This is a genomic window from Ruegeria sp. BG3, from assembly GCF_056538485.1.
In genome coordinates this window covers 296,072-321,651 of the sequence record NZ_JBQFTE010000002.1, presented here as the reverse complement: position 1 = coordinate 321,651, position 25,580 = coordinate 296,072, and the positions used below count along the sequence as shown (strand labels likewise).

Genomic DNA, 25,580 nt, shown 5'->3' with positions numbered 1-25,580 from the left:
TAAATAACGGCCATGTCTATCGCAGCCAAAGCCAACGCTCTCTGGGAATATGCCAACCCGCGCAAGTTTCTTGCCACCAGCGAGCGTGTCTTGCCCTTTTTCTGGATCACCTCCGCGGTTTGCATTGTGGTAGGGCTGGTCTGGGGCTTCTTCTTCACCCCCGATGACTTCCGACAGGGCTCGACGGTTAAGATCATCTACCTGCACGTCCCATCGGCCCTTATGGCGATCAATTGCTGGCTGATGATGCTGGTGACCTCGTTGGTCTGGCTGGTCCGCCGCCATCACGTCAGCGCTTTGGCCGCGCGCGCCGCCGCACCTGTGGGCATCGTGATGACCCTGATCGCACTGGCGACCGGAGCGATTTGGGGCCAGCCGATGTGGGGCACATGGTGGGCTTGGGATCCGCGCCTGACCTCATTCCTGATCTTGTTCCTGTTCTATCTCGGCTACGTCGCCCTGTGGGAGGCGATCGAGGACCCGGACACCGCCGCCGACCTGACCGCGGTCCTGTGTCTGGTGGGGTCGGTCTTCGCGATCCTCAGCCGCTATGCGGTGAATTTCTGGAACCAGGGGCTGCATCAGGGCGCCTCGGTCATGCGGGCCGGAGCGGTCACGGGAACGGATACCGAAGAGAAAGTCAGCAACGTGTTTTTCTATCCATTGCTGACCTGCATCATTGGCTTCGTTCTGCTGTTCATTGCATTGGTTCTGTATCGCACCGGCACCGAGATCCGCGCGCGTCGGGTCAAAGCGCTACTGGCACGTGAAAGGGTGGGCGCATGATGCCTGATCTTGGAAAATACGCGGACGCTGTCTTGTCGTCCTACGCTGCTTCGATCCTGCTGCTCGTGGCGCTGGTCGTCTTTAGCGTGATCCGGGGACGCAAAGTGCGGGCCGAGATGGAGAAAATCGAACAAAGGATGTCGCGCAATGGCTAAGATTTCGCCTTTGATGGTCGCACCGCCTTTGATTTTTGGTGCTTTTGCCGTTCTGGCCGGGATCGGTATGTTCCGAGACGACCCCAACGCTCTTCCATCTGCCCGCGAAGGGCAACCCGCCCCTCCGGTCGTCCTGACCGAGTTTCCGGGCAAAACGCCTTTCGACGACGCGACCCTGCGGGACGGGCAGGTCAAGCTGGTCAACTACTGGGCCAGCTGGTGTGCCCCCTGTCGGGCAGAGCATCCAAACCTTGAGGCGCTGTCGAACGAAGGCATCCCGGTCTACGGCGTCAACTACAAAGACAAGTTGGACAATGCCGAAGGCTTCCTGACTGAATTGGGCGATCCCTATACCGGCATCGGTCGCGACGAGCAGGGCCGCATGGCTTTGGATTGGGGGCTTTACGGCGTTCCCGAAACCTATGTGATCGACGGGGAAGGCACCGTGATCCTGCGTTTCGCTGGGCCGATCACCCAACGTGTTATCGAAAGCACGATCCGCCCGGCGCTTGAAAAAGCGGCTGGCGGTTAGAGCCTGTAGCCACCGGTCACAGCCAAGGTCTCACCCGTGATGAATGCGGCGTCGTCTGACGCCAAGAACCGTACGGCCTTCGCGATATCTTCGGGTCGCCCAATCCGCCCTACGGCTGTGTTCTCGACGAACAAGGCGGTCAAGTCTTCGGGGCGCGGGTCTTCGGGGATGTTAATCGCCCCCGGTGCCACGGCGTTGACCCGGATACCCTGAGGCCCAAGTTCCTTTGCCATCCCGCGTGTCCACAGGTTGAGGGCCGCCTTGCTTGCCCCATAAATCACCGCGTCTTTCGGTGGCAAATCCGCGTTCATCGAGGAAATGCTGACAATCGCCGAGCCCGGTTTCAAATGAGGTAGAGCAGCCGCCAACAAAGCAGCTGGGACCAGCAGGTTCAAATCTAAAATGGCGCGATGATCTTCCCGGTCAAAATCCTCTTTCGGAGTGGACCTGACCAAACCTGCATTGTTCACGATCACGTCCAACCGCCCGAAACGTTCCACAACGAGGCGTATAACCGCTTCAGGCTGTCCGTCCTGCGTCAGATCGGACCGTATCGGTTGCAAACTTTCCCCTTCCAACACCGGATCAGGTTCGGTTGACAGCCATGTGAAAGCAACTCGATGATCGCGCCGTAGGTCTTCAACGATGGCGCGCCCGATCCCCCGCGCGCCGCCGGTTACCAAAGCCACTTTATCCATACCAACCTCCTGCGCACGGTTGATAGTCCACTTAGGGCACAATCAACTTCTTCTGTTCACAAATACCTCGGAGCGCGAGGCAGAGCCTCGCATAAAAAAGGACGCCGACCGGCGTCCTTTTCAGTCTGTGGATCAACACCACATCAACCCGCCTTCGCGAGATTGCGCAGTACATAGTGCAGAACACCGCCGTTCTCGATGTATTCGATCTCAGGGGCTGTATCTATTCGGCATTTCAGGGTGATGGTCTTCTCGGTCCCGTCGCCATAGGTGATGGTGCAGGGCACCTCCTGCAGCGGCTCAATCGTGTCCAGACCGTGGATCGAGACCGTCTCATCCCCCTTCAACCCAAGCGTTTTGCGCGTGTCTCCACCGGTGAACTCAAACGGAATCACGCCCATGCCAACGAGGTTTGAGCGGTGGATGCGCTCAAAACTTTCGGCAATCACGGCTTTGATACCCAGCAGAGCGGTCCCCTTCGCGGCCCAGTCACGGGAAGAGCCCGCGCCATACTGCTCACCGCCAAAGACGACCAGAGGGGTGCCATCCGCCTGATAGGCCATCGACGCGTCATAGATCGAGGTTTGCTCGCCGTTCGGCCCTTTGGTGTATCCGCCTTCGACACCATCCAGCATCTCGTTCTTGATGCGGATATTGGCGAAAGTGCCGCGCATCATGACCTCGTGGTTGCCCCGGCGCGAGCCGTAGGAGTTGAACTCACGCGGCTGAACCTGCCGGTCCATCAGATACTTGCCCGCAGGCGAGGTTGTGGCAAACGACCCGGCCGGTGAGATATGGTCGGTTGTGACCATATCGCCCAAGATCGCCAGCACCTTGGCCCCTTCGATGTTCGAGATCGTGCCCGGCTCAGCCCCCATGCCCTGAAAATAGGGCGGGTTCTGGATATAGGTCGAGGTCGGCGGCCAGTCATAGGTTTCCTGCTGTGGAACCTCGACCTCCCGCCACTTTTGATCGCCCTTGAAGACGTCAGCGTATTTGGACTGGAACGCCTCGCGGGTGACGGTTGCCTCGACCAGTTCGGCGATTTCGCTCTGGCTGGGCCAGATGTCTTTCATGAAGACATCATTGCCGTCCCGATCCTGACCGATGGGTTCGGATGTCAGGTCGATATCCATGGTTCCTGCCAGCGCGTAAACAACGACCAGAGGCGGCGAGGCCAGATAATTGGCGCGCACATCCGGCGAAATCCGCCCCTCGAAGTTGCGGTTACCCGACAGAACTGAGGTGGCGACCAGATCGCCCTCGGCAATCGCTTCGCTGATTTCTCGCTGAATCGGGCCAGAGTTGCCGATACAGGTGGTGCAGCCATAGCCCACAAGGTTGAACCCGATCTTGTCCAGATCGTCCTGAAGACCTGCGGCCTCAAGATAGGCCGAGACCACCTGCGAACCTGGCGCTAGCGAGGTCTTCACCCACGGCTTGCGGTCCAGACCCAGCGCGGCGGCCTTGCGGGCAACCAGACCCGCTCCGATCATCACATAGGGGTTCGAGGTGTTGGTGCAGGAGGTGATCGAGGCGATCACGACCTTGCCCGATTCCATACCGTAATTCTCGCCCTTGACTTCGACCTGCTTGCCCATCGGACGCTTGAAGGTCTTCTCCATCTCGTTCAGGAACGCGGCCTTCGCTTCCGTCAGCGCCACATAGTCCTGCGGACGTTTCGGCCCCGAGATGGCAGGAACGATGGTGCCCATATCCAGCGACAGGGTGTCGGTATAGATCGGCGCGTAGTTCTCATCACGCCACAGCCCGTTTTCCTTGGCATAGGCTTCGACCAGCGCAAGACGGTCTTCGTCGCGCCCGGTATTGCGCATATAGCGCAGGGTTTCGCCGTCGATTGGGAAGAAGCCGCAGGTTGCGCCATATTCGGGGGCCATGTTGGCGATCGTGGCACGGTCTGCCAAAGGAAGGCGATCCAGACCTTCGCCATAGAATTCGACGAATTTACCCACCACGCCCTTTTCCCGCAGCATCTCGACGACTTTCAGCACAAGGTCCGTACCGGTCGTGCCCTCGACCATCGCGCCGGTCAGTTCAAAACCCACAACCTCAGGGATCAGCATCGAGATCGGCTGGCCGAGCATCGCTGCCTCTGCCTCAATCCCGCCGACGCCCCATCCCAGAACGGCCATGCCGTTGACCATAGTGGTGTGGCTGTCGGTGCCCACGAGGGTGTCGGGATAGGCAACCTCTTCGCCATTCTGATCAGTATCCGTCCAGATGGTTTGGGCCAAATATTCAAGGTTCACCTGATGGCAGATGCCGGTGCCGGGCGGTACGACGCGGAAATTGTTGAAGGCGTTCTGACCCCATTTCAAGAATTGGTAGCGCTCCATATTGCGTTCGTATTCGCGGTCCACATTCATCTGAAACGCGCGCGGGTTGCCGAACTCGTCAATCATGACCGAATGGTCGATGACCAGATCCACCGGGTTCAGCGGATTGATCTTTTGCGCATCACCGCCCAGAGCTTTGATCCCGTCGCGCATGGCCGCCAGATCGACCACGGCAGGCACACCGGTGAAATCCTGCATCAGCACGCGGGCAGGGCGATAGGCGATCTCGCGCGGGTTCTTACCTCCGTTCTCGCCCCATTCCGCAAAGGCCTTGATGTCGTCGACCGAGACAGAGAACCCGTCATCCTCGAACCGAAGCATGTTTTCCAGCACCACTTTCAGCGCGGCGGGAAGCTTAGAGAAATCTCCCAGACCGGCCTCTTGGGCGGCGGGGATGGAATAGTAGGAAATGGTTTTGCCATTCACGCTCAGGCTGCGGCGTGTTTTGGCGGTATCCTGTCCGGTTTTGATAGGCATCCTGTGGCCTCCCTTTCAAATGACTTGGAAAATGGGATTCGCTGCGGTTTATCTTGATCACGTTTGTCCGGGGTTCAAGCGTCAGTTACTGACAAGATGAAAGTGTATACTGTGGTATGCAAAATCAAGGGCAGGGAACCGCCTCGTCTCAAGAAACCTTGATTGGAGCTTGAAGAGCAAAACGTTTATCCGTTTTGCATGATTTTCAAGCCGAGGGGACTCATGTTCAAATCTGCCCTGGCAGCCGCCATTCTATCCGCCTGTGCCGCCTTTTCAGTATCGGCGCAAGAGGATCCGGTTGTGATCGAGCTGTTCACCTCTCAAGGGTGTTCGTCCTGCCCCCCGGCGGATCGGCTTTTGCACGAGCTGATCAAGCGCGACGACGTGATTGGGCTGGCGCTGCATGTGGACTATTGGGATTACATCGGCTGGAAGGACGAATACGCCATTTCTGATCATACCTCGCGGCAGCGGGCCTATGCCCGCAATGGTGGCCGGTCGATGATCTACACGCCTCAGATGGTGATCAACGGGCAGCACGACGTGGTGGGCGCGAAGGCGCAGGAATTGGATCGGCTGATCAAGGCGCATCTGACCGCTGCGCCCACAGCCGCAGTGCAGGCTGAGCGTTCGGGGCAAGAGGTGACGGTGCGCGTGACGCCGATCGACTTGCCAGTTGGGGATATCTACGACGTGCGGATCGTCCAGTACACGCCGCTGCGCCATGCCTCGATCCGGCGTGGTGAGCTTGCGGGCCATGAGCTCGATTATGCCAATGTGGTGGAAAGCTGGCAGATGGTCGGGCGCTGGGATGGGGTCAATAAGCAGGCGTTTTCAGCGCAGTTAGATTCCGACCTGCCAGCGGTTGTTTTGGTGCAGCAGGCAGGTCACGGGCCAATCATCGCGGCCGCACATGTGAAGTGATCAGGGCATATCTTCGGGCTGAACACCTAGCCCGTTCCAGGCCTTCCAACGGCGGTGAATCCAGAACCATTGGCCCATATGCTGGCGCACCATCTGCTCCAAATCGTCATTGATATATTGGGTCATGGTCTTGGGATCGGAATGCGGCACCGGGTCGTGCATCACGATCTCAAAATCCAGGCCATTGGGTTGGCGCACCGCGTAACAGGGGATCATGACCGCATTGAACTTCATCGCGAGTTCGGCGTTCAGAACGGATGTGACGGCGGGCTTGCCAAAGAACATCAACTCCTCGCCGCCGTGAACATGCAGGTCTGACACGATGGCGATCATTTCACCGCCTTTGAGGGAGCGCACCATCTCAACCATTCCGCGCCGACCTTGTTCGAACATGGGCGAGCCGGTTTTGTAGAAGGCTTCGACATAGGCTTCATTGAAATAGGGGTTAGCCATACGACGGTAGAGGCAGCCCAGGGGGCGCCCGCTGCGGGCCTGCAGCGCGATCCGCGTTGCGAGGTAGTGGCCGAAATGCGCGGCGATAATCATGACCGGTCGTCCTTCGGCGGCAGCGGTATCAAAAGCGGCGACACCGGGGCCGGACAGCTTGGCGTTGCGTTGGCGCGCTGTAAACCCTTCGGGCGAGAAGTGCTCCATCATGGCCCGACCTGCATTGTCCGAGACCTCAGCCGAAATACGGTTGATCTCACGCTCTGACAGCTCGGGGCAGGTGAGTTTCAGGTTGTTTCGGACCCGTTTGCGAAACCCCACCAGCGGAGCCAATCCGCGCACCAAGGTCCCCATTGCCGCGATGCGGGTTCCATAGGGCAGCAACCGCATGCCACCGATCACGCCTTTCAGGAACAGACTGGCGACATAGTATTTCCCAAGCTCAAACCGGCTGAGCTCTGACTTTTCGACAGGCATGGAGGTGTCTCACGGCGTGTTGCGTTTTGCTGGGTCAGACATACAGGCCCGGCCCGGCAAGCTCAAGCACTCAGCCGGTTGAGGTCAGTCTTCGTCTTCTTCCGGCTCGACCAATGTCATCGTGCCATCTCCCACCAAGGTGCGGATTGCACCTACGATCTCGGTCATCGCTTCTTCGGCCTCGGACTGTTTCACTCGCCCTCGCTCAGCCATTTCTTCGCGAAGATTGTCCGCCATACGAGAAGATATGTTGGAGAGGATAAACTCGACCGAGGCCTTGTCATCATCGGCGGCGGCGCCGGTCAACGCGGTGACAAGGCTGGCCTGTTCGACTCCGCGCAGAATGGTGGGCACATCGCGCGTGGCGATACGGGTCGGGATGTGCGCGAAGGTGAAGATGGATTGACGCACGATATCCGCGAATTCGGCATCCTCTTCGTTCAGGGCTGTCAGCAACCCATCGCGGGTCGAGGCTGCCGATTGGTTCAAGATGGCCCCCACGCGCGCACCGGGGCCATCGGAGAAGGCCTGCGACGGGCGTTGATCCAGTTGAGCAGCCAGCGACCAGCCGATCCGATCCACCGCTTCAGGGGTCACATTGGCCGTTTTGGAGATCGCATAGGTGATGCGTCGCGCAATGGGGCCAGACAGGTGCCCCAGCAGTTGCGCTGCTTTGGCCGTGTCGAGCTTGGACAGCATCACGGCGGCCACCTCAGTGCTTTCTGCCTGCGCCATCTGGGCCAGATCCTCGGCCGAAATTTCTCGCAGTCTTTGCCACGGATCACCAATCTGACGCACGCCGGCGATCTTGCGCAATCTCGCTGCGGTGGCGGGGGCAATCTTGCCGTTTACCGCATCCAGCGCACCGGCGAGGCCATGGGGGAAGGACAGGCCCACGCTATCCAGCGCATCGCCAAATTCCTGCGCCACGGCGCCCAGCGTCACACGGTCCACAAGCCCCATCTGACCCAGTTGATGCGTGAGAGTTTCCTGTAAATCGTCGGGCAGTTCCTCTAGTGGAATGTCCGCCCCTTCATTCAGCAACAGACGCACCACGATAGCGGCCTTTTGACGATTGCTGAGTGTGCGTGGGACGACGCGAGGCGCGTCGTCCGCCTGACCTGTGCCCGAGGGCTGCGCCCCCGGTGCCACCTGAACCAAAGTATTCATGTCCTGCATCTGCCTGCGGTGCCAAAGTTCCGTTCCGCAGGCAGATTAGCGGGAATCAGGTAAAGAAAGGCTGAACCTCAGTAGTTATAGGTCAGCCCGGTCTTGATGGCCTCGCGCAGAGACGCCTCGGCCCAGGTGCCTTCGCCGCCGCGGGCCTTGATTTCGCGCCATTGGGCGATGGCCAGATCAGTTTTCCCTTCGGAAACAAAGCCCTGAGCCATATAGCTGCGCGCCAGAAGGTTGTCGGGATTTGTCGCGATGGCTTGTTCGTAATAGGCATTCGCCAGCTCAATGTTGCCCATCTTGCGGTGTGTGAAACCCCAGTAGGTCAGAACGCGGTCATCATTTTGATCGCTCATGACGCGCAGGATGTTCTGGGCGTTTTCCAGCTGACCGTCATAGGCCAGCTCGCGAACGGCCTCATAGAGGTCCTCATCGGTGAAATTCGTCGCGCTGGGCTTAACGCAGCGCCCGCGGTCTTCGCTCCAGACCCGGCCGAACAGGCATTTCTTGGTCGTGTTGGTGGGCTTGGGGGGATTGGCACCGCCACCACCGGCCGCGTGGGCTGCGATCGGGGTAAAGGCGAAAGAGGTCAGTGCAATCGCGGATGCAAGAAGAATGCGCATAGTTTTAACTCCGTGGTCAGGTCTGCTCATTGAAATCATAGTGTGATCTTCAAAAAAGCTAACACCGGAGCTTTTCGATTTATTCACAAAGCAGACAGAATTTTTGTTCACGAAGTGCGTGATGATGCAAAAAGCGCCCGGTCGGTGAGGGACCGGGCGCTTTTCTGGGATGGTTTATTCGCCGAAGACACGCTCGAAAATCGTGTCGACATGCTTGGTGTGGTAGCCCAGATCGAATTTCTCTTCGATCTCTTCCACGCTGAGGGCAGCGGTCACCTCGGCATCGCCCAGAAGTTCGGTTTTGAAGTCCTTGCCTTCTTCCCAAACCTTCATCGCGTTGCGTTGCACCAGACGGTAGGCATCTTCGCGGCTGACACCGGCTTGGGTCAGGGCCAGGAGCACGCGCTGGCTCATGACCAGACCGCGGAACTTGTTCATGTTGGCCAGCATGTTTTCCGGGTAAACGACCAGCTTGTCGATCACGCTGGTCAGGCGCGACAGCGCGAAGTCCAGAGTGACGGTGGTGTCGGGGCCGATGTTACGCTCGACCGATGAGTGCGAGATGTCACGCTCATGCCACAAGGCCACGTTCTCCATCGCGGGGACGACGGCCATACGGACCAGACGGGCGAGACCAGTCAGGTTTTCGGTCAGAACCGGGTTGCGTTTGTGCGGCATCGCCGAGGAGCCCTTTTGGCCTTTCGAGAAGAACTCTTCGGCCTCAAGAACCTCGGTCCGCTGCATGTGGCGGATTTCGATGGCGATGTTCTCGATGCTGCTGGCGATGACGCCCAGAGTGGCAAAGAAGGCCGCGTGGCGGTCGCGCGGGATGACCTGAGTGCTGATCGGCTCGGGCACCAGCCCCAACTGGTCGCAGACATGCTCTTCAACGCGCGGGTCGATATTGGCGAAGGTACCGACCGCGCCGCTGATCGCGCCGGTGGCGATTTCGGCACGCGCGTCGCGCATACGGGACAGGTTGCGGTCCATCTCGGCGTAGAAACGGGCAAAGGTCAGGCCCATGGTTGTCGGCTCGGCGTGGATGCCATGGCTGCGGCCGATGCGGACTGTGTTCTTGTGTTCGATCGCGCGCCGCTTAAGGGCGGCCAGCAACCCTTCGAGGTCTGCGATCAGAATATCGGCGGCGCGTGTCAGCTGCACGTTGAAGCAGGTATCCAGAACGTCTGAGCTGGTCATGCCCTGATGCACAAAACGGGCTTCTTCGCTGCCCACATGCTCGGCCAGGTGAGTCAGGAAGGCGATGACGTCGTGCTTGGTGACGGCCTCGATTTCATCAATGCGGGCCACGTCGAATTCCACGTCCTTGGCTTTCCACACCGCGTCGGCGTTTTCACGCGGGATCACGCCCAGATCAGCCATGGCTTCGCAGGCATGCGCCTCGATCTCGTACCAGATGCGGAACTTGGTTTCGGGCGACCAGATGGCAACCATCTCGGGGCGGGAATAACGAGGAATCATTGGCAGCAGGACCTTATTGTGATTTGGCAGAGAGCGTTGCGGCGGGGTTTAACGCCGCAGGCGTATGGGAACAAGGCATGAGTGCCCGATTGCGGCGATCTGGCCGGGATAGTGGAAATGACGACCTTACCGACAACATTGTCCGATTTCGAAGGGCGCTGGCGCCTGACGCGCACGATCCACGATGCGCGAGCCGGGCAGGTCGTGCAGGCTGAGGGAGAGGCCCAGCTGCGGCGATCCGAGGACGGGCTGATCTACACTGAAGAGGTGACGCTCGACATCCCCGGACAGCCTCCGATGAAAGGAACCCGCAAGTATTTATGGCGCGACGGCGGACATCGCGTGTTGATCCATTTTGACGACGGGCGGTTTTTCCATGCCTTGACGCTGGGCGCGCAAAACGCCTCGGACCACCATGATTGTGCGCCTGACAGTTACGATGCGGTCTATGATTTCCACGACTGGCCCCGCTGGTCGGTGCAATGGACGGTGAATGGGCCGCGAAAATCCTACGAAATGACCACAGACTATGCTGCGGTAGCGTAATCATGTTGCAGTTTAAGCGCTGACAAGGCATTGCTGGTGCAGAAATCTTGGTCCGAATTGGGAGAAGTTAAGATGAATGTAAACGTTCTGGCCAATGCGTTTGGCCCGCGTGAAGGTACGGCGCTGCTTGTAAAGCAGGTTGTACTGGTCGTTCTGGGCATCGTGGCCCTGGCGGTTGCTGCGAAAATCAAAGTGCCGATGTGGCCTGTTCCGATCACCATGGGCACCTTTGCCGTCCTGACCATCGGCACGGCCTATGGCGCACGTCTGGGTCTGATCACCATGCTGGGCTACCTGCTGGTCGGCGCGCTGGGCTTTGACGTGTTCGCAGGTTCCTCGGCCGAGAAGTTCGGTCTGACCTACATGATGGGCGGCACCGGCGGCTATCTGGTCGGCTACTTGATGGCGACCGTTCTTCTGGGTGCTCTGGCCGCGCGCGGCTGGGACCGCTCGGTTACCAAACTGGCGCTGGCGCTGTTGCTGGCCAACGTTCTGATCTACGTACCGGGCCTGCTCTGGCTGGGTCAGCTTTACGGTTGGGACAAGCCGATCCTGGAATGGGGCCTGACACCGTTCCTGCTGGGCGACGCCATCAAGCTGGGTCTGGCGGCCCTGCTGATCCCCGCCGTTTGGAAACTGGTCGGAGACGCGCGCAGCTAAGCGCCTAGACCTGCCGAAATTCAAACCCGCGCCCCGAGATCCGAGGCGCGGGTTTTTTCTTTTCCGGGCAAGGCGGTGCTGGACAAGACCAGCCGCGACGGGCCAATCTGCGGACAGTGAAATAATTAGGCAATTGAGATATGCTTATTCGTTTAAAGACGGCTCTGGCGGCCTGCGCGGCCCTTTGGGTCGGGGCGGCTGTGCCAGCTGCCGCAGATACTCCGGTGACTTATACGGACGCCGGGCGGGCGCTCTTCAGCTTTGCGGTGCCGGATTTCTGGGTTCTGCGTACAGGCGGGCCACGCGATATTGAAGACACCGAGCTTGGCGACGCCCGCGCGGTGGCGCGTGTGATGGGGTTCAAACCGGTCACGGATGACTCGGTCTGGATGGGCTTTGTCTCGCCGGCCGGAGTTGCCAGTATTCAGGATGGGCTGCGGTATCTGGATGATATCGACAAGTTTCTGGTGAATGATCCCACGGTCACCAGCACCAGCGACGCTCGGATTGCAGGGCTGCCCGCCAAGGTGATCCGGGGCACCGGCACGCGAGACGGAGGCGTGAGTTTCACCGCCACCATTATTGATCTGCCCCGTGGGCGCGTTGCGATTGCCGTGACGATCCTGCGCAATGGGGCCGATCCAGCCTATGTGGATGATCTGAACGCCGTGTTCGCGTCGTTCCGGTCGTTGCAATAGGGGGCTCAGATGACACGTAAACTGATGAAACGATCCGTTCTTGTTTTGGGTCTGGGGATTTCAAGTCTGACGCTGGCGGCCTGTGACGGCGTCAGCGTGGGGGTCGGATATGGGTATGATCCCTTCTACGATTCAATGCTGTGGAACGATTACTACCACGACGTGGATGTGGATATCGATATCGACCGCCCGGACAGGCCGGACCGGCCGCCGGTCAACAGACCTCCGGCACGCCCGACGCCACCGATCGCGAAGCCGCCGACGCGGCCACGGCCTCCGGTTGCGCGGCCTCCGGTTGCGCGACCGCCAGCGGCGCGGCCTCCAATCCATCGGCCCGCGCCTCGTCGGGGCTGAGCATCGTCACACTCAGGGGAGGAGTTCGGTCGTGATATGTGCCGAACCCTCCAAGGTGCGATGCACCGGGCATTTGTCGGCGATTTCCAGAAGGCGGTCGCGCTGTGCCTGATCCAGTGGCCCTTCAAGCCGAATCTTGCGGCGAAACAGATCGACCTTGGCGTCCCCGTTCAACCCGGCATCCTGCGCGTGGACCTTGTTGTGGCATACATCCACCGACACACTGGTCAGCGGCCACTTTTTGCGCCGCGCATACATGCGGATCGTCATAGACGTACACGCTCCAAGCCCCGAGGAGACAAATCCATAAGGCGACATGCCCCGATCCGTGCCGCCATATGAGGCGGGCTCGTCCGCGACGACATGATGGCGCGGTCCGGCCTGGATGTCTTGCAGGAAGCCATTGGGATCGGCCTCGGTCACCCGGACAACACCTTCGGGTGCGCCCGGAGGCGGGGCAGGTGGGCGGAGGTCGATATAGCGCGACACCCACGCCGAAATGACGTCAGCCGCATATTCTGCATCGCTTGCCCGCGTGATCAGGTGATCGGCATCGTCGAGCGTCACGAAGCTTTTGGGATGTTTGGCTGCCATAAAGAGCGTGCTGGCATTGTCGATGCTCACCGTCTCATCCCGCGGCGCGTGCAGGATCAAAAGCGCGGCCTTCAGGTCGGCGACCGAGGGGGTCAGCGCAGCCTCCGAGATATCATCGACAAAGGCCTTGCCAATGCGGAAGGGGCGACCGCCCAGAGAAACCTCGGCGCTTCCCTCGTGTTCGATCTCAGGCAGGGCCTGTTCGAAATGGTGCGAGACGTGTCCCGGATCGGCCGGTGCCCCAAGCGTTACCACCGCCTTGACCGAAGGAATGCCCGCCCGCGCGCGCAGAACCGCAGCGCCCCCCAGCGAATGCCCGATCAGCAATGCAGGGGCCATATCTCGGCCCGCAAGGTACTGCGCGGCCGCGATCAGGTCTTCGACATTCGAGGTAAAGGTGGTGTTTGCGAACTCGCCCTCGGAATGGCCCAGCCCTGTGAAATCAAAACGCAAAACGGCAATGCCCATTGCCGCCAAACGGGCCGAGATCCGACGCGCGGCAGGAATGTCCTTAGAGCAGGTGAAGCAATGCGCAAACAGAGCGGTCGCCAGGACGGGTCCTTCCGGCATGTCGAGTCGCGCGGCCAGACGGCCACCGTCGTGACCGGCAAAAGTGATGCGTTCGGTGGGCATGGCAGTTCCTTGGATTTCGGTATGGGATCAATAGTGTGCAGTTGTGCCGGATGTCTCAACCCCATTGTAGGAAGCGTCACGGGAAGGTGAGCAAAAACCAGTGAATATTTCGGTATTCACGAAATGTGATGATACACACATCAAATATTCGTTTTCATAATTGATCTCTTCCCCCCATCTTGCAGCTGTCACACCAAGCAAGACAAGGAGACCGAGATGACACATACGGCATGCACCCCGCGCCAGCCTAACCTCCGCGCTGATCTGCTGATCCTTATCGCGCTCAGCGGGGTATTGGGCTTTTCACTGGGTCAGAATTGGGAAAGGGCGACCCCGACCAGTGTCGAAGCCGCCCTTCCATCCGAGGATTGGCACGGGAATGTCCGGCGCTCGACCTGGCCGGACTGAGTGCTTACTCCAGGCCCATCAAGCGGGCATCAAACGGGTATTTGGTCAGGTTCTCATAGCCGTCTTCGGTGATCAGAACCTGATCTTCCAGCTTGATCGAAAAGTCCCCGCCGACCTCACCAACAGCGGCCTCGACGCACAGGACCATGCCAGGTTCGAGCGCGTAGTCATAAGCGCCCGCGACCGCTTTGTCCGGATAAGCGACCAGAGGCCATTCATCGCACAAGCCGACTCCATGCATCAGGCAGCCGTATTTCTGGGCCTGGAACTTGTCATCCAGCTTGTGCGCATTTGCGGTAAGTTCAGGGATCATGACGCCGGGTTTCAGCATCTCCATGTTGGTCATGATATGCTCATGCGCGTGCTGCATGGCGTAGATCATGTCAGGGCGCGGCTTCTGGTCACCGATCCACCAAGTGCGTGAGATGTCGATGCAGATCCCGTAAGAGCCTACCAGATCAGTATCAAAGGCGATGATCTCGTTCTGTTGGGTGATGCGTGGGCCGCACTCCTGGAACCACGGGTTGGTGCGCTGGCCCGAGGCCAGCAGGCGGGTTTCAATCCACTCGCCACCGCGACGGATGTTCTCGGCGTGCAAAACCGCCCAGATGTCATCTTCCGAGGTCTTGCCATCCCCAACATTTGCGCGGGCGAATTTCTCCATCTCGGCCACGGCTGTTTCGCAGGCGTGGCTTGCGCAGCGCATGGCCAGGATCTCATCCGGGCCTTTGATGGCGCGGGTTTTCTCGGTCAGCTCTTCGCCTTCCATCACCTCGAAACCCTGCGCCTCAAGCGCGCGCAGACCGTGCAGCATGATCTTGTCGACGGCCAGACGCTTGTTGCCGCCGCTATGTTCCTCGATCAGGACCCGCACCTCGTTCGAGAACACATCCGCCGCGACATCCACCTTGTCGCCTCGGTCGAAATAGAACAGGTCCGCGCCCGAGCGCTGCTCGCGCACCAGCGGGTTGAATTCGGACAGGAAGGGTGAGTTCTTGTAGTCCCAGATCACCATATACCCGTCAGCGCACAGCAGAACGGCGCGGAATGGGTTGTGGGTATTCCACAGCTGCATGTTCGTGCTGTCGGTTGCATAGCGGATGTTGAGCGGGTCAAAAATCAGAAGCCCGCCATAACCACGATCCACGACGGCTTGGGTCAGACGCTTCCAGCGATGCTCGCGCATACGCTCGAGCTTGGGCAGGGCCAGCCCAGCCGAGGCCCATTCCTCAAAGGCAAGCTGTGTGGGCCCGATTTCAATTCGGTCATTGTCATTCGGCGTACCATCGCCGAGCGTTGCTCCTCGGGTCGGATCGATTTTACGCGTGTCGCGGTAGTGCTGGTTCATGACTGGCCTCTGCTGGTTCACCCGAGAGGTATCAAACTTCGGTCTGGGGTGTCCCAGAAGAATACGACGGATTCTTGGTCGCTTTTTTACCGACAGTCGGTCGGGCAGATGGTAAGTGGATGGCATGGTTGCCATTTTACAGTCCAGTATCCCATACGATCCTAGCCAAACCCGTGCCTTGCCAGGCATTCAGCCCATCGGTATGTCGGAATGGTTGCACCAGGACGATGCCTTCGCCGCGCAGATGGCACACCGCGCTACCCTGTTGAAAAACCAGCGGGACGATGTTCTGGCCCTGTCCCCCGAGGCGGAGCCAGCCGCACAGGAGTTGTTACAGCTTGTGCTGCGTCAAACCTACCCAGAGGCGACTGAGTGCGCCTTGCGCCCGGATGGTGTTCGTGTGCCGATTGATTTTGCAAACCCGTTGGATACGCTGTGCAATCTAGTGCAAGAGGATTTCTGCATCCTCCAGAAGCACGGGGATGAGCATGTTCTGACCGGTGCGATCCTGTGCTTTCCGGCTAGTTGGCTCTTGCGTGAAAAATTCATGCGGCCGTTGGTTGGAATTCATGTGCCCGTGGACAGCTATGATGACAATATCGCTCGTCGTGTGCAGCGCCTGTTTGACGGGATACAACCGGGGCGACCGCTCTGGCGGTTCAATGCCCTCTGGTACGACGACCCCGAGCTGCACCAGCCCCGTAGTGCCAGCGATCGGCGTGAAATCCGCGATCATGGTCGCGCCCCATATTTGCGTAGCGAACGTCAGACCCTTCTGCGCCTGCCGGAAACGCGGGCAGTGGTGTTTTCGATCCATACATACGTTCTGGCCGCAAACCAGGTGCCAGAAATGGAAAACCCCGCCTGATGGCGGGGCCTCCAAGGAGGGTCTTCGGTAGTTGGGTTACATGCCGAGCGCGGTGGCGACATCGGCAAATGCATTGCTGGCGTTCAGCGCCACGATGGCAAAGGTAAAGACCAGAACCTGAGTGTTCAGGCGGAAATCCTCACCCCTGATCAGGTTGACCGCGGCCATCGACACAGCAATCGGAGCGGACATGCTGGCGACGACCCCCGTCAGGCACCAGCTGCTCAGCCGTAGGGCGTCGCTGGGACGATCGGAAGTGTCCTCTTGCGGATCAGGCGTTGCCTGCGCCACCGGGTCATCTTCGGTGCGAAAGGCGATGCTCAGCAATTGCTCATCGGTCAGTTGGATGGGGCGGGGGGTAGGTTTGGCAATCTCGGACTCTTCGGGTTCTGGAAAGTTCAAACCTGCAAACTGTCCGCTGACCGACTGAAAGATCTGTTTGCGATTTCTGGGTTTGGTCGGCGCGAGCGTATCAAAGGCGCTCATGAATTGCTCGACGGTCAGAACCGTGTGAGGCGACAGCCACTCCACCCGTTGGGATGAGCAGATGTCGACCATGCGATACAGGATAACGACCAGCATCAGCTCCGAGATTTCGGAATCATCCAGCAAGGGGGACACTGGGGAGATGTTGATAACCAAACGGTTGCGAGGACGCGACGCAGACGGCCTAACCAAGGTCTTCAGGCCGGCGGCACGATCCAGGCGCTCATGCCGGTCGTCGGGCTGCAGCTCCTCGGTCTCGAGCGTCAAACGAACGAGATACTGGCTGCAGACGATACTGGCCTCTGTGTTGCTTAGCAGGGCCTTGCGCTCAACGAGGTGGCCGTAGTCTTCTAAGGTCGCAGCGACAATTGTTCCGAAACGCTCGACCGCGCCGTCGGTGTCGCCTGCAAACTGCAAGCCGCCATGATAGCTGTGCTTTTTGGTCACTGCGCATTCCTTTGCCGCAAGTCGTCTTGGGCATCATTCTAAAGCGCGATGTGGGGCAGAATTTGACGAAATTGCAAAAAAAACGAAATTCTGATGGATTGACTACGCTTTGGAAACCAAGCGATTGAGGCTTTTCCCGTGCAACTATGGCGATATTGTGGCTGAACTGTGAGGGGCGCGCGGCGGGAACGCGGCCGGGCTATCCATCGATTCGGGCAGCCATAATAGCGATAGATTGCTGGTAGACCGAGGCTGCGTTCCACTGCTGGATAACCTTGAAATTTGGCTGCCCCGGCTGGTAGCCGCGACCGGGTTTCCAGCCCTTCTTGCGCAGAAAATTGGCGGTTGAGGCCAGCGCATCCGTCATGTTGTAGAAGTCCACACGTCGGTCCCCCGTGGCATCGACACCATAGGTCAGCGCGTTGCCGGGCAGAAACTGCGTATGACCTAGTTCGCCATGTTTTGCCCCCTTTGTCGCCATGGTGATACTACCCTGATCGACCAGTTTTAGTGCCCCAATTGCATGGGGAATAAAGAACTCGGATCGGCGACAATCATAGGCCAAAGTGGTTATTGCTGACACAACCTGACTGTCGCCCATAAAACCCCCAAAGCCGGTTTCCATACCGTGGATGGCGATCAAAACCCCGGCTGGAACTCCATATTGACGTTCTAACGCGGCGTAGAATTCCGGGTTTCTGGCCTTCCTTTTGCGGCCCTGCGCTACGATGGTATCGGCACCGCGCACGCGCATGAATTTATCCAGCGAGTATTTGAAGCTTTTCTGGTTTCGATCCGCGGCAATGGTTCCGGTCGCATATTGCGTCTGTGCTAGGGCTTGCAGGCCCTTCTTCTTCACTCCGGATTTCTTGGCCTGCTTTGCGAAATCAGCTTTCCAGGCCTCGAACCCTGCACTGGTGTTCCCACAGGGGGCCGCGAGACTAAGCGTCGGTGCAGACAGGGCGAGCGTCAGGGTTAGAATGCGCAACATCAGGTCAATTCCTTCATACAATCTGCTCCAAGGCTAAACGCCAGTTCTTGCTTCGCAAAGGGTTTAATACAGGTCCAACTCACCTGCTTGCTTGAGGTCTTCGAACCATTCATCAGGCGTTCTGTCGATCTTGGCGTGTTTGACCATCATCGCGTTCATATTCGGCAGATCCGAGGAGTCAGGCCAGTTCTCCGGCTGCCAGAGGTTGGAACGGATGATGCATTTGGGGCAGTGGGCGAAGGCGGTTTCGACATGGACCAACAATGCCAGCTTAGGAGCTTTGCCTTTGATGGCCATGGTCCTCAAGAGCGTTTCATCGGCACAGATACGTGCCGTACCGCGAAGGCGCAGCGTCTCCATCTTGCCGGGGACGAAGAAGATCACACTGACGCGTGGGTCTTTCAGAACGTTGTGAAAGGTATCGACGCGTTTGTTGCCGGGGCGGTCTGGGATGGCGAGCATCTGGTCCGAGATGACATGCACGAAGCCTTCGGGGTCGCCACGCGGAGAGATATCGAGATACCCGTCCGGGTTGGCTGATGCGATCAGGCAGAAAGTGGACCTGTCGATGAAGTCCCGGCACATCTGATCCAGAGCCGACAGTTCCTTTGCGATGATCTGAGGCAATGGCGCGCCGGTGATGCCTTCAAGCTGTTCCGCCGAGGTCACATATTCGGTGAATTGCGCGAACGGGTCATCGGGTGACATGCTCTTTCTCCCAACCTGTTTTGACAACCAGTTTGAAAGATCACGCCATATGAGACAAGGGCGCCCGAATGGACGCCCTTGAAATGGTAGGTCTGCAACCGGCTTAGCAGCTGTAGTACATGCCGTATTCTACCGGGTGCGGTGTGTGCTCGTAGGTTTCGACCTCTTCCATCTTCAGTGCGATGTAGCCGTCGATTTGGTCTTTGGTGAACACGTCGCCCTGCAGCAGGAAGTCGTGATCGGACGCCAAGGCTTCCAGAGCCTCACGCAGCGAACCGCAAACGGTCGGGATGTCGGCCAGTTCTTCGGCAGGCAGATCGTACAGGTTCTTGTCCATGGCTTCGCCCGGATCGATCTTGTTCTTGATGCCGTCCAGACCAGCCATCAGCAGTGCAGCAAACGCCAGGTAGGGGTTCGCGGCTGGGTCAGGGAAGCGAGCCTCGACGCGCTTTGCTTTCGGGCTTTCGGTCCACGGAATACGGACACAACCCGAACGGTTACGGGCCGAGTAGGCGCGCAGAACAGGTGCTTCGAAGCCCGGGATCAGGCGCTTATAGCTGTTGGTCGACGGGTTAGTGAATGCGTTCAGAGTCTTCGCGTGCTTCAGAACACCGCCAATGAAGTAAAGCGCTTCGTCCGACAGGTCGGCGTATTTGTCGCCAGCGAACAGGGGTTTGCCGTCTTTCCAGATCGACATGTTCACGTGCATCCCGGTGCCGTTGTCACCTGCGATCGGCTTCGGCATGAAGGTGGCCGATTTGCCGTAGGCATGTGCAACGTTGTGGATGACGTATTTGTACTTCTGCAGCTCGTCGGCTTGCTTGGTCAGGCTGTCAAAGATCAGGCCCAGCTCGTGCTGACAGGACGCAACCTCGTGGTGGTGCTTGTCAACTTTCATGCCCAGACGCTTCATGGTCGACAGCATTTCCGAACGCAGGTCTTGTGCTTCGTCAACTGGGTTCACGGGGAAGTAGCCGCCCTTGACGCCGGGACGATGGCCCATGTTACCCATCTCGTACTCGGTGTCGGTGTTCCACGATGCGTCGGTTGCATCAACTTCGTAAGATACCTTGTTGATACTGTTCGAGAAACGGACATCATCGAACAGGAAGAATTCGGCCTCTGGGCCCATGTAGGCTACATCACCGATGCCCGAGGATTTCAGGTAAGCTTCAGCTTTCTGAGCGGTGCCGCGCGGGTCACGCTCATAGGCTTCGCCTGTGTCGGGCTCAACAATCGAGCAGTGCAAGCAGATGGTCTTTTCCGCATAGAACGGGTCGACATAGGCGCTTTCGGTGTCGGGCATCAGTTTCATGTCCGACGCTTCGATCGACTTCCAGCCCGCAATGGACGAACCGTCGAACATGAAGCCTTCTTCCAGGAAGTCTTCATCGACCTGGTCGGCCATGATGGTTACGTGCTGAAGTTTGCCGCGCGGGTCGGTGAACCGGATGTCGACGTACTCTGCGCCTTCTTCCTTGATCAGCTGAAGAACTGCGTCCTTGCTCATTCTCTTGTTTCCTCTGAGTTGAAGATGGGTGTGTTACAGGGCTTCCGAACCGGTCTCGCCGGTACGAATGCGAATGGCTTGCTCGACAGGCGAGACAAAGATCTTGCCGTCACCGATCTTGTCGGTTTTCGCGGCCGAGACGATGGCTTCGATCGCGGCGTCAACCTGATCGTCGTCCAAAACGACCTCAACTTTTACTTTGGGCAGAAAGTCGACGACATATTCTGCGCCGCGATACAGCTCGGTGTGACCTTTCTGGCGGCCAAAGCCTTTGACTTCGATCACGCTTAGACCCTGGACACCAACGTCCTGCAGTGCCTCTTTCACTTCGTCCAGTTTGAACGGCTTGATGATCGCTTCGATCTTTTTCATTCCGGCTCACCTTGCATGGTTGTCTGAGGTGCAGTGATCACGTCTAAAGGGATGCAGCAATCCGATTGCGCGGTTCGGCGTGATCTGATGCATCGAAAAAAGGCGGCTGGTTAAATTTTGATCGGTTTGCGCAAAAAGTAATCGAAATTGAATCGCGTGAGGATTTGAGATGGTTGATTTGCTGACGGCTGCGCAGATGGGTGCGCTGGAACGGGCGGCCATTGACTCGGGCGAGGTGACCGGGCTGGAGTTGATGGAGCGCGCCGGTCAGGGCGTTGTGGACGCGATCTTCGAGGAATGGCCAGAGCTGAGGGATCGAGGGGCCAGCCCCTCGAGCTCCCCGGGATATTTAAGGCCAGATGAAGGGGATCCCTTGCGAGCCATGGTGCTGTGCGGGCCTGGGAACAATGGAGGCGACGGATTTGTGGTGGCGCGGCTGCTTCGACAACGGGGGTGGGCGGTTGAGGTGGTCTTGTTTGGCGACCCGTCAAAACTGCCTGAGGACGCGCGGACGAACTATGAGCGGTGGGGTGGACCAAAACGCGCGGCGGCGGATTTGGGGGGCGAGGATTTGCACCACCCGGATGTGTCGATTGATGCGCTGTTTGGGACCGGGTTGGCCCGGCCAATCGACGATCCTGCGCTTTGGGAACACCTTTGGGCGCATGATGATGCAGCAGATGCCTGGGCTTTGCGGCAGCAGGGGTGCGGTACAGATATCGTGCCACCGCGGACGGTCGCGATTGATCTGCCCTCGGGGCTTTGCTCGGATTCGGGGAAGGTATTGGGGGGTGCGTTTCCGGCACATGGTCGGAGGTGTGCCCACTCGGCCCTTACGGTCACGTTTCATTCGCGCAAACTTGGGCATGTACTGGAGGATGGGGCGTCCTATTGCGGGAAGCTGGTCGTTAAGGATATCGGGCTAAGGGTCGAGCCGAGCGCGTCCGAGGTGGTGATAGCGGTTCAGCGGCCGTCTGGCGAGGAGTTAGGGAAGGGGGCGCCAGGCCACAAATACGCGCATGGGCATGCTTTGATTCTGACGGGTGGGTTTGGAAAAACCGGAGCCGCGCGACTTTCGGGGCGGGGGGCGTTACGGATTGGGGCAGGGTTGGTGACATTGGGTGTTCCGCCCTCAGCGCAGATGGAGGTGGCCTCTCAGATCACGGCCCTTATGATGAAGCGGGTCGAAGGGAGCGACGACCTGCGCGAAATTCTGACGGATCATCGACTTAACGCTGTGTGTCTTGGTCCTGGAATGGGTGTTGAGCGGGCGGCGGAGCTGGCGCCTGTTGCCCTCGCGGCGCAGCGCGCAACGGTGTTGGACGCGGACGCGCTAACGGCATTTGCCGAAGACCCCTCGGCCTTGTTCCCTCAGCTACATGAGGCGTGTGTTCTGACGCCTCACGGCGGCGAGTTTGCGCGGCTGTTTCCTGATATTGCGGAGAAGCTCTCGGCCCCTCCGACCCGAGGACCGGCGTTCTCCAAGGTCGATGCAACGCGTGAGGCTGCAAAGCGCGCCGGCTGTGTCGTGCTGTTCAAAGGGCCAGATACGGTGATCGCCGCCCCTGACGGGCGGTGTTCGGCCCACTCGGCGCAGTATGAGCGCGCGGCCCCTTGGCTGGCGACGGCTGGGTCCGGGGATGTGTTGGCCGGTTTCGTCACCGGATTATTGGCTCGGGGGTTCGACGCGATGGGCGCGGCGGAGACGGCGGCGTGGCTTCATGTGGAATGCGCGCGTCGGTTCGGTCCCGGATTAATCGCTGAAGACCTGCCTGAGGTCTTGCCTGATGTTTATAAGTGTATGAATATGTAAGCGCGTCTTGCGCGATCGGGATGCGAAAATCACATCTGATCGCGCGTTCGTTACAGGAATTTCCCTGTGCGCATAGCGGCTATTTGCTGCGCTCATGAGAAGCTGTCGGATTTTTCTTGGGGGCAGCCCGTTGTTTTTGCGGGAAGGCAGTTAGGTGATTGAATTAAAACAACTTATCTTGATTGAACCAAGATATTCTGTTGCGGATTCGTCACCTTCTTTCGGCGTAGGGCGCGCCCCATTGGAACGGCTCGGTGTGGTGAACATGTGAGCAAGACCTAATAACTAACCCTTTCAAGGTGAGTGACATGACCCTTAACCTGAAAACCTCGTCTGTTGCGGCGCTTTTGGCGGCGACAACGGCCATTCCAGCTGCGGCTGAGCTGAAATACGAAAACAATAGCGGCGGATATGTAGAGCTCTACGGGCAGTTCAACCCGGCGCTGATCTCTGTTGACGACGGACAAGACACCGAGACACGTTTGCTGGACAACGACCTGTCCAACAGCCGTGTCGGCTTGCGCCTTATGCAGCCCTACGGCAGCAACGAATTTACGTTTCGGCTCGAAACCGGACTAGGGCTGCCAAACTCGAGCGAATGGAACCAGCTGGGCACGGATTTCAGCGGCTGGACGCGGGAAGACATCCGTCACGTGGATTTTGCGCTGAAGGGAGGCTACGGCAAGTTCTCGGCGGGGCAGGGCAGCATGGCTTCGGACGGGGCGGCTGAGACGGACTTGTCTTATGTTGGAACGGCGCTCTATTCGTTCACCAACGATGAAAACTCGGGCTTCTTCTATCGCGGAACCGATGGGGTACTCAGCGACATTACGGTCGGTGACTCCAGCAGCAACTTTGACGGTGGCCGCCGGACGCGCGTGCGCTACGATACGCCTGATTTCAACGGGTTCAGTGCAGCTGTCGCCTATGGTGAAAACGCGCTCTCCAGCAGCGACGATGACACGTATTACGACTTTGCGATCGCGTACAACAACACCTTTGCCGGTGGCGTCGAGTTTGCTGCCAGCGTGGCCTATGCCGTGCGAGATTTCGACAATGTATCGGGTGAGCGCAAGGATACCATAGGGTCTGCCTCGGTTCTGCTGCCCAGCGGATTCAGCTTTACCGCTGCTGCAGGGTCGCGGGACGACACTGCAAGTGGCGCATCGGATCCGAGCTTCTGGTACGCAAAAATAGCATACGAGGGCGACTGGGTGGCCTGGGGTAAAACCGGTGTGGGCATCGACTACTACGATGGCTCAGACTTCAACAACGATGGGTCGGACACCAAAGCATGGGGTATTGCTGTCGTGCAGCGGATCGACTCGATCAACACGGATGCATACCTGAAATACCGCAACCACGATTTCGAAGATGGGACGTCGTTCGACAAGAACGAAGCCTGGGTCTTGGGCGCGCGCTGGCAGTTCTGATCAGCGATAGATGTTTCACAAAACGCTCCGGTTCCAGCTGGGGCGTTTTTTTGCTGTTGAAGACGGTAAAACCGGGGTGATCCGGGCATTGCCCCCTTGCACGTGGGCGGCTGGGCAAATAGAAGGCGTCAAATTTGCCCGGCGCGCCGTTTTGCGCGCCCCGAATCCTATGGGGACTACCATAATGCAGGTTACCGAGACGCTGAACGAAGGTCTGAAACGCGGCTACAACATCGTTGTGACCGCAGCCGAGCTGGACGACAAGGTCAACGAGAAGCTGACCGAAGCGCAGCCCGAAGTAGAGATGAAGGGTTTCCGCAAAGGCAAAGTGCCGATGGCGCTGCTGAAAAAGCAGTTTGGCCAGCGTCTGCTGGGCGAAGCCATGCAGGAAACCATCGACGGTGCGATGAACAAGCACTTTGAAGACAGCGGCGACCGCCCTGCGCTGCAGCCCGAGGTCAAGATGACCAACGAGGACTGGAAAGAAGGCGACGATGTCGAGGTCGCGATGTCCTACGAGGCGCTGCCTGAAATCCCCGAGGTTGACCTGAAATCGGTTGAGCTGGAAAAGCTGGTCGTCAAAGCAGACGACGCAGCCGTAGAAGAAGCGCTGAACAACCTGGCTGAAACCGCGCAGGACTTCAAAGCGCGCCGCAAGGGTTCGAAAGCCAAGGATGGCGACCAGATCGTGTTCGACTTTGTCGGTAAGGTTGATGGCGAAGAATTCGAAGGTGGCTCGGCCGAAGACTACCCGCTGGTTCTGGGCTCCAACAGCTTCATCCCTGGTTTCGAAGAGCAACTGGTTGGTGTGAAAGCCGAGGAAGAAAAAGACGTCAACGTTACCTTCCCCGAGGAATACGGTGCCGAGCATCTGGCCGGTAAAGAAGCTGTCTTCACCTGTACCATCAAAGAAGTGAAAGAGCCGGTTGCAGCCGAGATCAACGACGAGCTGGCAACCAAATTCGGTGCCGAGGATCTGGAAGCTTTGAAGGGTCAGATCTCCGAGCGTCTGGAAGCCGAATATTCCGGTGCCGCACGCGCTGTCATGAAGCGTGGTCTGCTCGACGCGCTGGACACCAAAGTGTCGTTCGACCTGCCTCCGTCGCTGGTTGAAGCCGAAGCCAAGCAAATCGCACACCAGCTGTTCCACGAGGAAAACCCGGATGTGGAAGGTCACGACCACGGCGAGATCGAGCCTTCGGATGAGCACAACAAACTGGCCGAACGCCGCGTGCGTCTGGGCCTGCTGCTGGCAGAGCTGGGTCAGAAGGCCGAGGTAGAAGTTACCGATGCTGAGATGACTCAGGCGATCATGAACCAGGCGCGTCAGTACCCGGGCCAGGAGCGTCAGTTCTTTGAGTTCGTTCAGCAGAACGCTCAGATGCAACAACAGCTGCGCGCGCCTATCTTCGAAGACAAGGTCGTCGACTACGTGTTCGAACTGGCTCAGGTCTCTGACAAAGAAGTCAGCAAGGACGACCTTCAAAAAGCCGTTGAGGCACTGGAAGAGGAATAATCCTCTTGCCCCCTTTCGGGGCGCCAAAATAGAAGCGGAGCCGCCTGATCAGGGCGACTCCGCTAGG

The 25,580-nt window shown here is 58.7% G+C and carries 26 protein-coding genes; 13 read left to right on the top strand and 13 right to left on the bottom strand.

Features of this window, described 5'->3' with window-relative positions; all coding sequences use genetic code 11:
- Window positions 1-12: 12 nt before the first annotated feature.
- The 3 genes from ACR0AI_RS05220 to ACR0AI_RS05210 are packed head-to-tail and all read left to right on the top strand — an operon-like array spanning window position 13 to window position 1,473.
- Window positions 13-786 carry a heme ABC transporter permease gene (locus ACR0AI_RS05220; protein WP_480672114.1) on the top strand — a complete coding sequence of 258 codons (774 nt, stop codon included), beginning with the start codon at window positions 13-15 and terminating at the stop codon, window positions 784-786.
- Window positions 783-941 (top strand): heme exporter protein CcmD, encoded by a 159-nt coding sequence (gene ccmD, locus ACR0AI_RS05215; RefSeq protein WP_170374069.1) that lies wholly within the window; start codon window positions 783-785, stop codon window positions 939-941. The genes ACR0AI_RS05220 and ccmD overlap by 4 nt, the downstream gene beginning before the upstream one ends.
- Window positions 934-1,473 (top strand): DsbE family thiol:disulfide interchange protein, encoded by a 540-nt coding sequence (locus ACR0AI_RS05210; RefSeq protein ID WP_480672111.1) that lies wholly within the window; start codon window positions 934-936, stop codon window positions 1,471-1,473. The genes ccmD and ACR0AI_RS05210 overlap by 8 nt, the downstream gene beginning before the upstream one ends.
- Here ACR0AI_RS05210 and ACR0AI_RS05205 read toward each other — a convergent pair.
- Together ACR0AI_RS05205 and acnA are read right to left on the bottom strand one after the other, a co-directional pair.
- Entirely contained in the window at window positions 1,470-2,171 is a 702-nt protein-coding gene (locus ACR0AI_RS05205; RefSeq protein WP_480672109.1) for an SDR family NAD(P)-dependent oxidoreductase, read from the bottom strand. The genes ACR0AI_RS05210 and ACR0AI_RS05205 overlap by 4 nt on opposite strands.
- A 143-nt stretch (window positions 2,172-2,314) precedes the next feature.
- Window positions 2,315-5,005, bottom strand: coding sequence for an aconitate hydratase AcnA (gene acnA / locus ACR0AI_RS05200; protein WP_480672108.1), 2,691 nt, complete (start codon window positions 5,003-5,005; stop codon window positions 2,315-2,317).
- Window positions 5,006-5,227: 222 nt separating this feature from the next.
- Between acnA and ACR0AI_RS05195 the strand changes: the two genes are divergently transcribed.
- Entirely contained in the window at window positions 5,228-5,929 is a 702-nt protein-coding gene (locus ACR0AI_RS05195) for a DUF1223 domain-containing protein (RefSeq protein WP_480672107.1), read from the top strand.
- On the opposite strand, the gene ACR0AI_RS05190 is transcribed toward ACR0AI_RS05195, so the two are convergent.
- From ACR0AI_RS05190 to purB, 4 genes are all read right to left on the bottom strand, one after another.
- A complete protein-coding gene (locus tag ACR0AI_RS05190; RefSeq protein WP_480672105.1) occupies window positions 5,930-6,853 on the bottom strand; it encodes a lysophospholipid acyltransferase family protein in 924 nt (307 codons plus the stop codon).
- 84 nt (window positions 6,854-6,937) lie between these two features.
- Window positions 6,938-8,023, bottom strand: a complete 1,086-nt coding sequence (locus ACR0AI_RS05185) for a flagellar motor switch protein FliG (protein WP_480672103.1) — start codon at window positions 8,021-8,023, stop codon at window positions 6,938-6,940.
- Window positions 8,024-8,100: 77 nt separating this feature from the next.
- Window positions 8,101-8,649, bottom strand: a complete 549-nt coding sequence (locus ACR0AI_RS05180) for a tetratricopeptide repeat protein (RefSeq protein WP_480672101.1) — start codon at window positions 8,647-8,649, stop codon at window positions 8,101-8,103.
- 174 nt (window positions 8,650-8,823) lie between these two features.
- Window positions 8,824-10,128: an adenylosuccinate lyase gene (gene purB, locus ACR0AI_RS05175; RefSeq protein ID WP_480672099.1), complete on the bottom strand. Its 1,305-nt coding sequence runs from the start codon at window positions 10,126-10,128 to the stop codon at window positions 8,824-8,826.
- A gap of 117 nt (window positions 10,129-10,245) precedes the next feature.
- Here purB and ACR0AI_RS05170 point away from each other — a divergent pair, with 117 nt between their 5' ends.
- From ACR0AI_RS05170 to ACR0AI_RS05155, 4 genes are all read left to right on the top strand, one after another.
- Window positions 10,246-10,674 (top strand): DUF6314 family protein, encoded by a 429-nt coding sequence (locus ACR0AI_RS05170; protein WP_480672097.1) that lies wholly within the window; start codon window positions 10,246-10,248, stop codon window positions 10,672-10,674.
- A gap of 72 nt (window positions 10,675-10,746) precedes the next feature.
- Complete coding sequence (locus ACR0AI_RS05165; RefSeq protein WP_170553029.1) at window positions 10,747-11,334, top strand: biotin transporter BioY; 588 nt, start codon at window positions 10,747-10,749, stop codon at window positions 11,332-11,334.
- A gap of 140 nt (window positions 11,335-11,474) precedes the next feature.
- Window positions 11,475-12,032: a hypothetical protein gene (locus ACR0AI_RS05160; RefSeq protein ID WP_480672095.1), complete on the top strand. Its 558-nt coding sequence runs from the start codon at window positions 11,475-11,477 to the stop codon at window positions 12,030-12,032.
- Between the two features lie 9 nt (window positions 12,033-12,041).
- Window positions 12,042-12,386, top strand: coding sequence for a hypothetical protein (locus ACR0AI_RS05155; RefSeq protein ID WP_480672093.1), 345 nt, complete (start codon window positions 12,042-12,044; stop codon window positions 12,384-12,386).
- A gap of 12 nt (window positions 12,387-12,398) precedes the next feature.
- On the opposite strand, the gene ACR0AI_RS05150 is transcribed toward ACR0AI_RS05155, so the two are convergent.
- Complete coding sequence (locus tag ACR0AI_RS05150; protein WP_480672091.1) at window positions 12,399-13,613, bottom strand: bifunctional alpha/beta hydrolase/OsmC family protein; 1,215 nt, start codon at window positions 13,611-13,613, stop codon at window positions 12,399-12,401.
- 216 nt (window positions 13,614-13,829) lie between these two features.
- Here ACR0AI_RS05150 and ACR0AI_RS05145 point away from each other — a divergent pair, with 216 nt between their 5' ends.
- Entirely contained in the window at window positions 13,830-14,021 is a 192-nt protein-coding gene (locus ACR0AI_RS05145; protein WP_170553041.1) for a hypothetical protein, read from the top strand.
- A gap of 4 nt (window positions 14,022-14,025) precedes the next feature.
- On the opposite strand, the gene dddP is transcribed toward ACR0AI_RS05145, so the two are convergent.
- Window positions 14,026-15,369, bottom strand: coding sequence for a dimethylsulfonioproprionate lyase DddP (gene dddP, locus ACR0AI_RS05140; RefSeq protein ID WP_480672089.1), 1,344 nt, complete (start codon window positions 15,367-15,369; stop codon window positions 14,026-14,028).
- 124 nt (window positions 15,370-15,493) lie between these two features.
- Here dddP and ACR0AI_RS05135 point away from each other — a divergent pair, with 124 nt between their 5' ends.
- Entirely contained in the window at window positions 15,494-16,237 is a 744-nt protein-coding gene (locus ACR0AI_RS05135) for a heme-dependent oxidative N-demethylase family protein (RefSeq protein ID WP_480672087.1), read from the top strand.
- Window positions 16,238-16,273: 36 nt separating this feature from the next.
- Here ACR0AI_RS05135 and ACR0AI_RS05130 read toward each other — a convergent pair whose 3' ends face one another.
- From ACR0AI_RS05130 to ACR0AI_RS05110, 5 genes are all read right to left on the bottom strand, one after another.
- Window positions 16,274-17,170: a hypothetical protein gene (locus ACR0AI_RS05130; protein ID WP_480540898.1), complete on the bottom strand. Its 897-nt coding sequence runs from the start codon at window positions 17,168-17,170 to the stop codon at window positions 16,274-16,276.
- Between the two features lie 199 nt (window positions 17,171-17,369).
- Window positions 17,370-18,161, bottom strand: coding sequence for a lytic murein transglycosylase (locus tag ACR0AI_RS05125; protein WP_170676472.1), 792 nt, complete (start codon window positions 18,159-18,161; stop codon window positions 17,370-17,372).
- 63 nt (window positions 18,162-18,224) lie between these two features.
- Window positions 18,225-18,869, bottom strand: coding sequence for an MSMEG_1061 family FMN-dependent PPOX-type flavoprotein (locus ACR0AI_RS05120; RefSeq protein WP_480672085.1), 645 nt, complete (start codon window positions 18,867-18,869; stop codon window positions 18,225-18,227).
- 103 nt (window positions 18,870-18,972) lie between these two features.
- Window positions 18,973-20,379: a type I glutamate--ammonia ligase gene (gene glnA / locus ACR0AI_RS05115; RefSeq protein WP_170374049.1), complete on the bottom strand. Its 1,407-nt coding sequence runs from the start codon at window positions 20,377-20,379 to the stop codon at window positions 18,973-18,975.
- Window positions 20,380-20,412: 33 nt separating this feature from the next.
- Window positions 20,413-20,751: a P-II family nitrogen regulator gene (locus ACR0AI_RS05110; protein ID WP_170325301.1), complete on the bottom strand. Its 339-nt coding sequence runs from the start codon at window positions 20,749-20,751 to the stop codon at window positions 20,413-20,415.
- A 169-nt stretch (window positions 20,752-20,920) separates the two neighbouring features.
- Between ACR0AI_RS05110 and ACR0AI_RS05105 the strand changes: the two genes are divergently transcribed.
- The 3 genes from ACR0AI_RS05105 to tig all read left to right on the top strand — a co-directional run bounded on the left by ACR0AI_RS05105 (window position 20,921) and on the right by tig (window position 25,513).
- Window positions 20,921-22,564 (top strand): NAD(P)H-hydrate dehydratase, encoded by a 1,644-nt coding sequence (locus tag ACR0AI_RS05105; RefSeq protein WP_480672082.1) that lies wholly within the window; start codon window positions 20,921-20,923, stop codon window positions 22,562-22,564.
- A 308-nt stretch (window positions 22,565-22,872) separates the two neighbouring features.
- Window positions 22,873-23,997, top strand: coding sequence for a porin (locus ACR0AI_RS05100; protein WP_480672080.1), 1,125 nt, complete (start codon window positions 22,873-22,875; stop codon window positions 23,995-23,997).
- A 184-nt stretch (window positions 23,998-24,181) separates the two neighbouring features.
- A complete protein-coding gene (gene tig / locus ACR0AI_RS05095; RefSeq protein ID WP_480672377.1) occupies window positions 24,182-25,513 on the top strand; it encodes a trigger factor in 1,332 nt (443 codons plus the stop codon).
- Window positions 25,514-25,580: the final 67 nt, after the last annotated feature.

Excerpts from the sequence above, each read along its gene's own strand:
- ACR0AI_RS05205 (WP_480672109.1), bottom strand. The coding sequence starts at position 2,171 with ATGGATAAAGTGGCTTTGGTAACCGGCGGCGCGCGGGGGATCGGGCGC.
- ACR0AI_RS05160 (WP_480672095.1), top strand. The coding sequence starts at position 11,475 with ATGCTTATTCGTTTAAAGACGGCTCTGGCGGCCTGCGCGGCCCTTTGG.
- ACR0AI_RS05165 (WP_170553029.1), top strand. The coding sequence starts at position 10,747 with ATGAATGTAAACGTTCTGGCCAATGCGTTTGGCCCGCGTGAAGGTACG.
- ACR0AI_RS05210 (WP_480672111.1), top strand. The coding sequence starts at position 934 with ATGGCTAAGATTTCGCCTTTGATGGTCGCACCGCCTTTGATTTTTGGT.
- ACR0AI_RS05190 (WP_480672105.1), bottom strand. The coding sequence starts at position 6,853 with ATGCCTGTCGAAAAGTCAGAGCTCAGCCGGTTTGAGCTTGGGAAATAC.
- ACR0AI_RS05180 (WP_480672101.1), bottom strand. The coding sequence starts at position 8,649 with ATGCGCATTCTTCTTGCATCCGCGATTGCACTGACCTCTTTCGCCTTT.
- ACR0AI_RS05110 (WP_170325301.1), bottom strand. The coding sequence starts at position 20,751 with ATGAAAAAGATCGAAGCGATCATCAAGCCGTTCAAACTGGACGAAGTG.
- ACR0AI_RS05155 (WP_480672093.1), top strand. The coding sequence starts at position 12,042 with ATGACACGTAAACTGATGAAACGATCCGTTCTTGTTTTGGGTCTGGGG.
- ACR0AI_RS05150 (WP_480672091.1), bottom strand. The coding sequence starts at position 13,613 with ATGCCCACCGAACGCATCACTTTTGCCGGTCACGACGGTGGCCGTCTG.
- tig (WP_480672377.1), top strand. The coding sequence starts at position 24,182 with ATGCAGGTTACCGAGACGCTGAACGAAGGTCTGAAACGCGGCTACAAC.
- ACR0AI_RS05105 (WP_480672082.1), top strand. The coding sequence starts at position 20,921 with ATGGTTGATTTGCTGACGGCTGCGCAGATGGGTGCGCTGGAACGGGCG.
- dddP (WP_480672089.1), bottom strand. The coding sequence starts at position 15,369 with ATGAACCAGCACTACCGCGACACGCGTAAAATCGATCCGACCCGAGGA.
- ACR0AI_RS05185 (WP_480672103.1), bottom strand. The coding sequence starts at position 8,023 with ATGAATACTTTGGTTCAGGTGGCACCGGGGGCGCAGCCCTCGGGCACA.
- ACR0AI_RS05125 (WP_170676472.1), bottom strand. The coding sequence starts at position 18,161 with ATGTTGCGCATTCTAACCCTGACGCTCGCCCTGTCTGCACCGACGCTT.
- ACR0AI_RS05145 (WP_170553041.1), top strand. The coding sequence starts at position 13,830 with ATGACACATACGGCATGCACCCCGCGCCAGCCTAACCTCCGCGCTGAT.
- ACR0AI_RS05100 (WP_480672080.1), top strand. The coding sequence starts at position 22,873 with ATGACCCTTAACCTGAAAACCTCGTCTGTTGCGGCGCTTTTGGCGGCG.
- ACR0AI_RS05220 (WP_480672114.1), top strand. The coding sequence starts at position 13 with ATGTCTATCGCAGCCAAAGCCAACGCTCTCTGGGAATATGCCAACCCG.
- glnA (WP_170374049.1), bottom strand. The coding sequence starts at position 20,379 with ATGAGCAAGGACGCAGTTCTTCAGCTGATCAAGGAAGAAGGCGCAGAG.
- ACR0AI_RS05195 (WP_480672107.1), top strand. The coding sequence starts at position 5,228 with ATGTTCAAATCTGCCCTGGCAGCCGCCATTCTATCCGCCTGTGCCGCC.
- ccmD (WP_170374069.1), top strand. The coding sequence starts at position 783 with ATGATGCCTGATCTTGGAAAATACGCGGACGCTGTCTTGTCGTCCTAC.
- ACR0AI_RS05170 (WP_480672097.1), top strand. The coding sequence starts at position 10,246 with ATGACGACCTTACCGACAACATTGTCCGATTTCGAAGGGCGCTGGCGC.
- ACR0AI_RS05135 (WP_480672087.1), top strand. The coding sequence starts at position 15,494 with ATGGTTGCCATTTTACAGTCCAGTATCCCATACGATCCTAGCCAAACC.
- purB (WP_480672099.1), bottom strand. The coding sequence starts at position 10,128 with ATGATTCCTCGTTATTCCCGCCCCGAGATGGTTGCCATCTGGTCGCCC.
- acnA (WP_480672108.1), bottom strand. The coding sequence starts at position 5,005 with ATGCCTATCAAAACCGGACAGGATACCGCCAAAACACGCCGCAGCCTG.
- ACR0AI_RS05120 (WP_480672085.1), bottom strand. The coding sequence starts at position 18,869 with ATGTCACCCGATGACCCGTTCGCGCAATTCACCGAATATGTGACCTCG.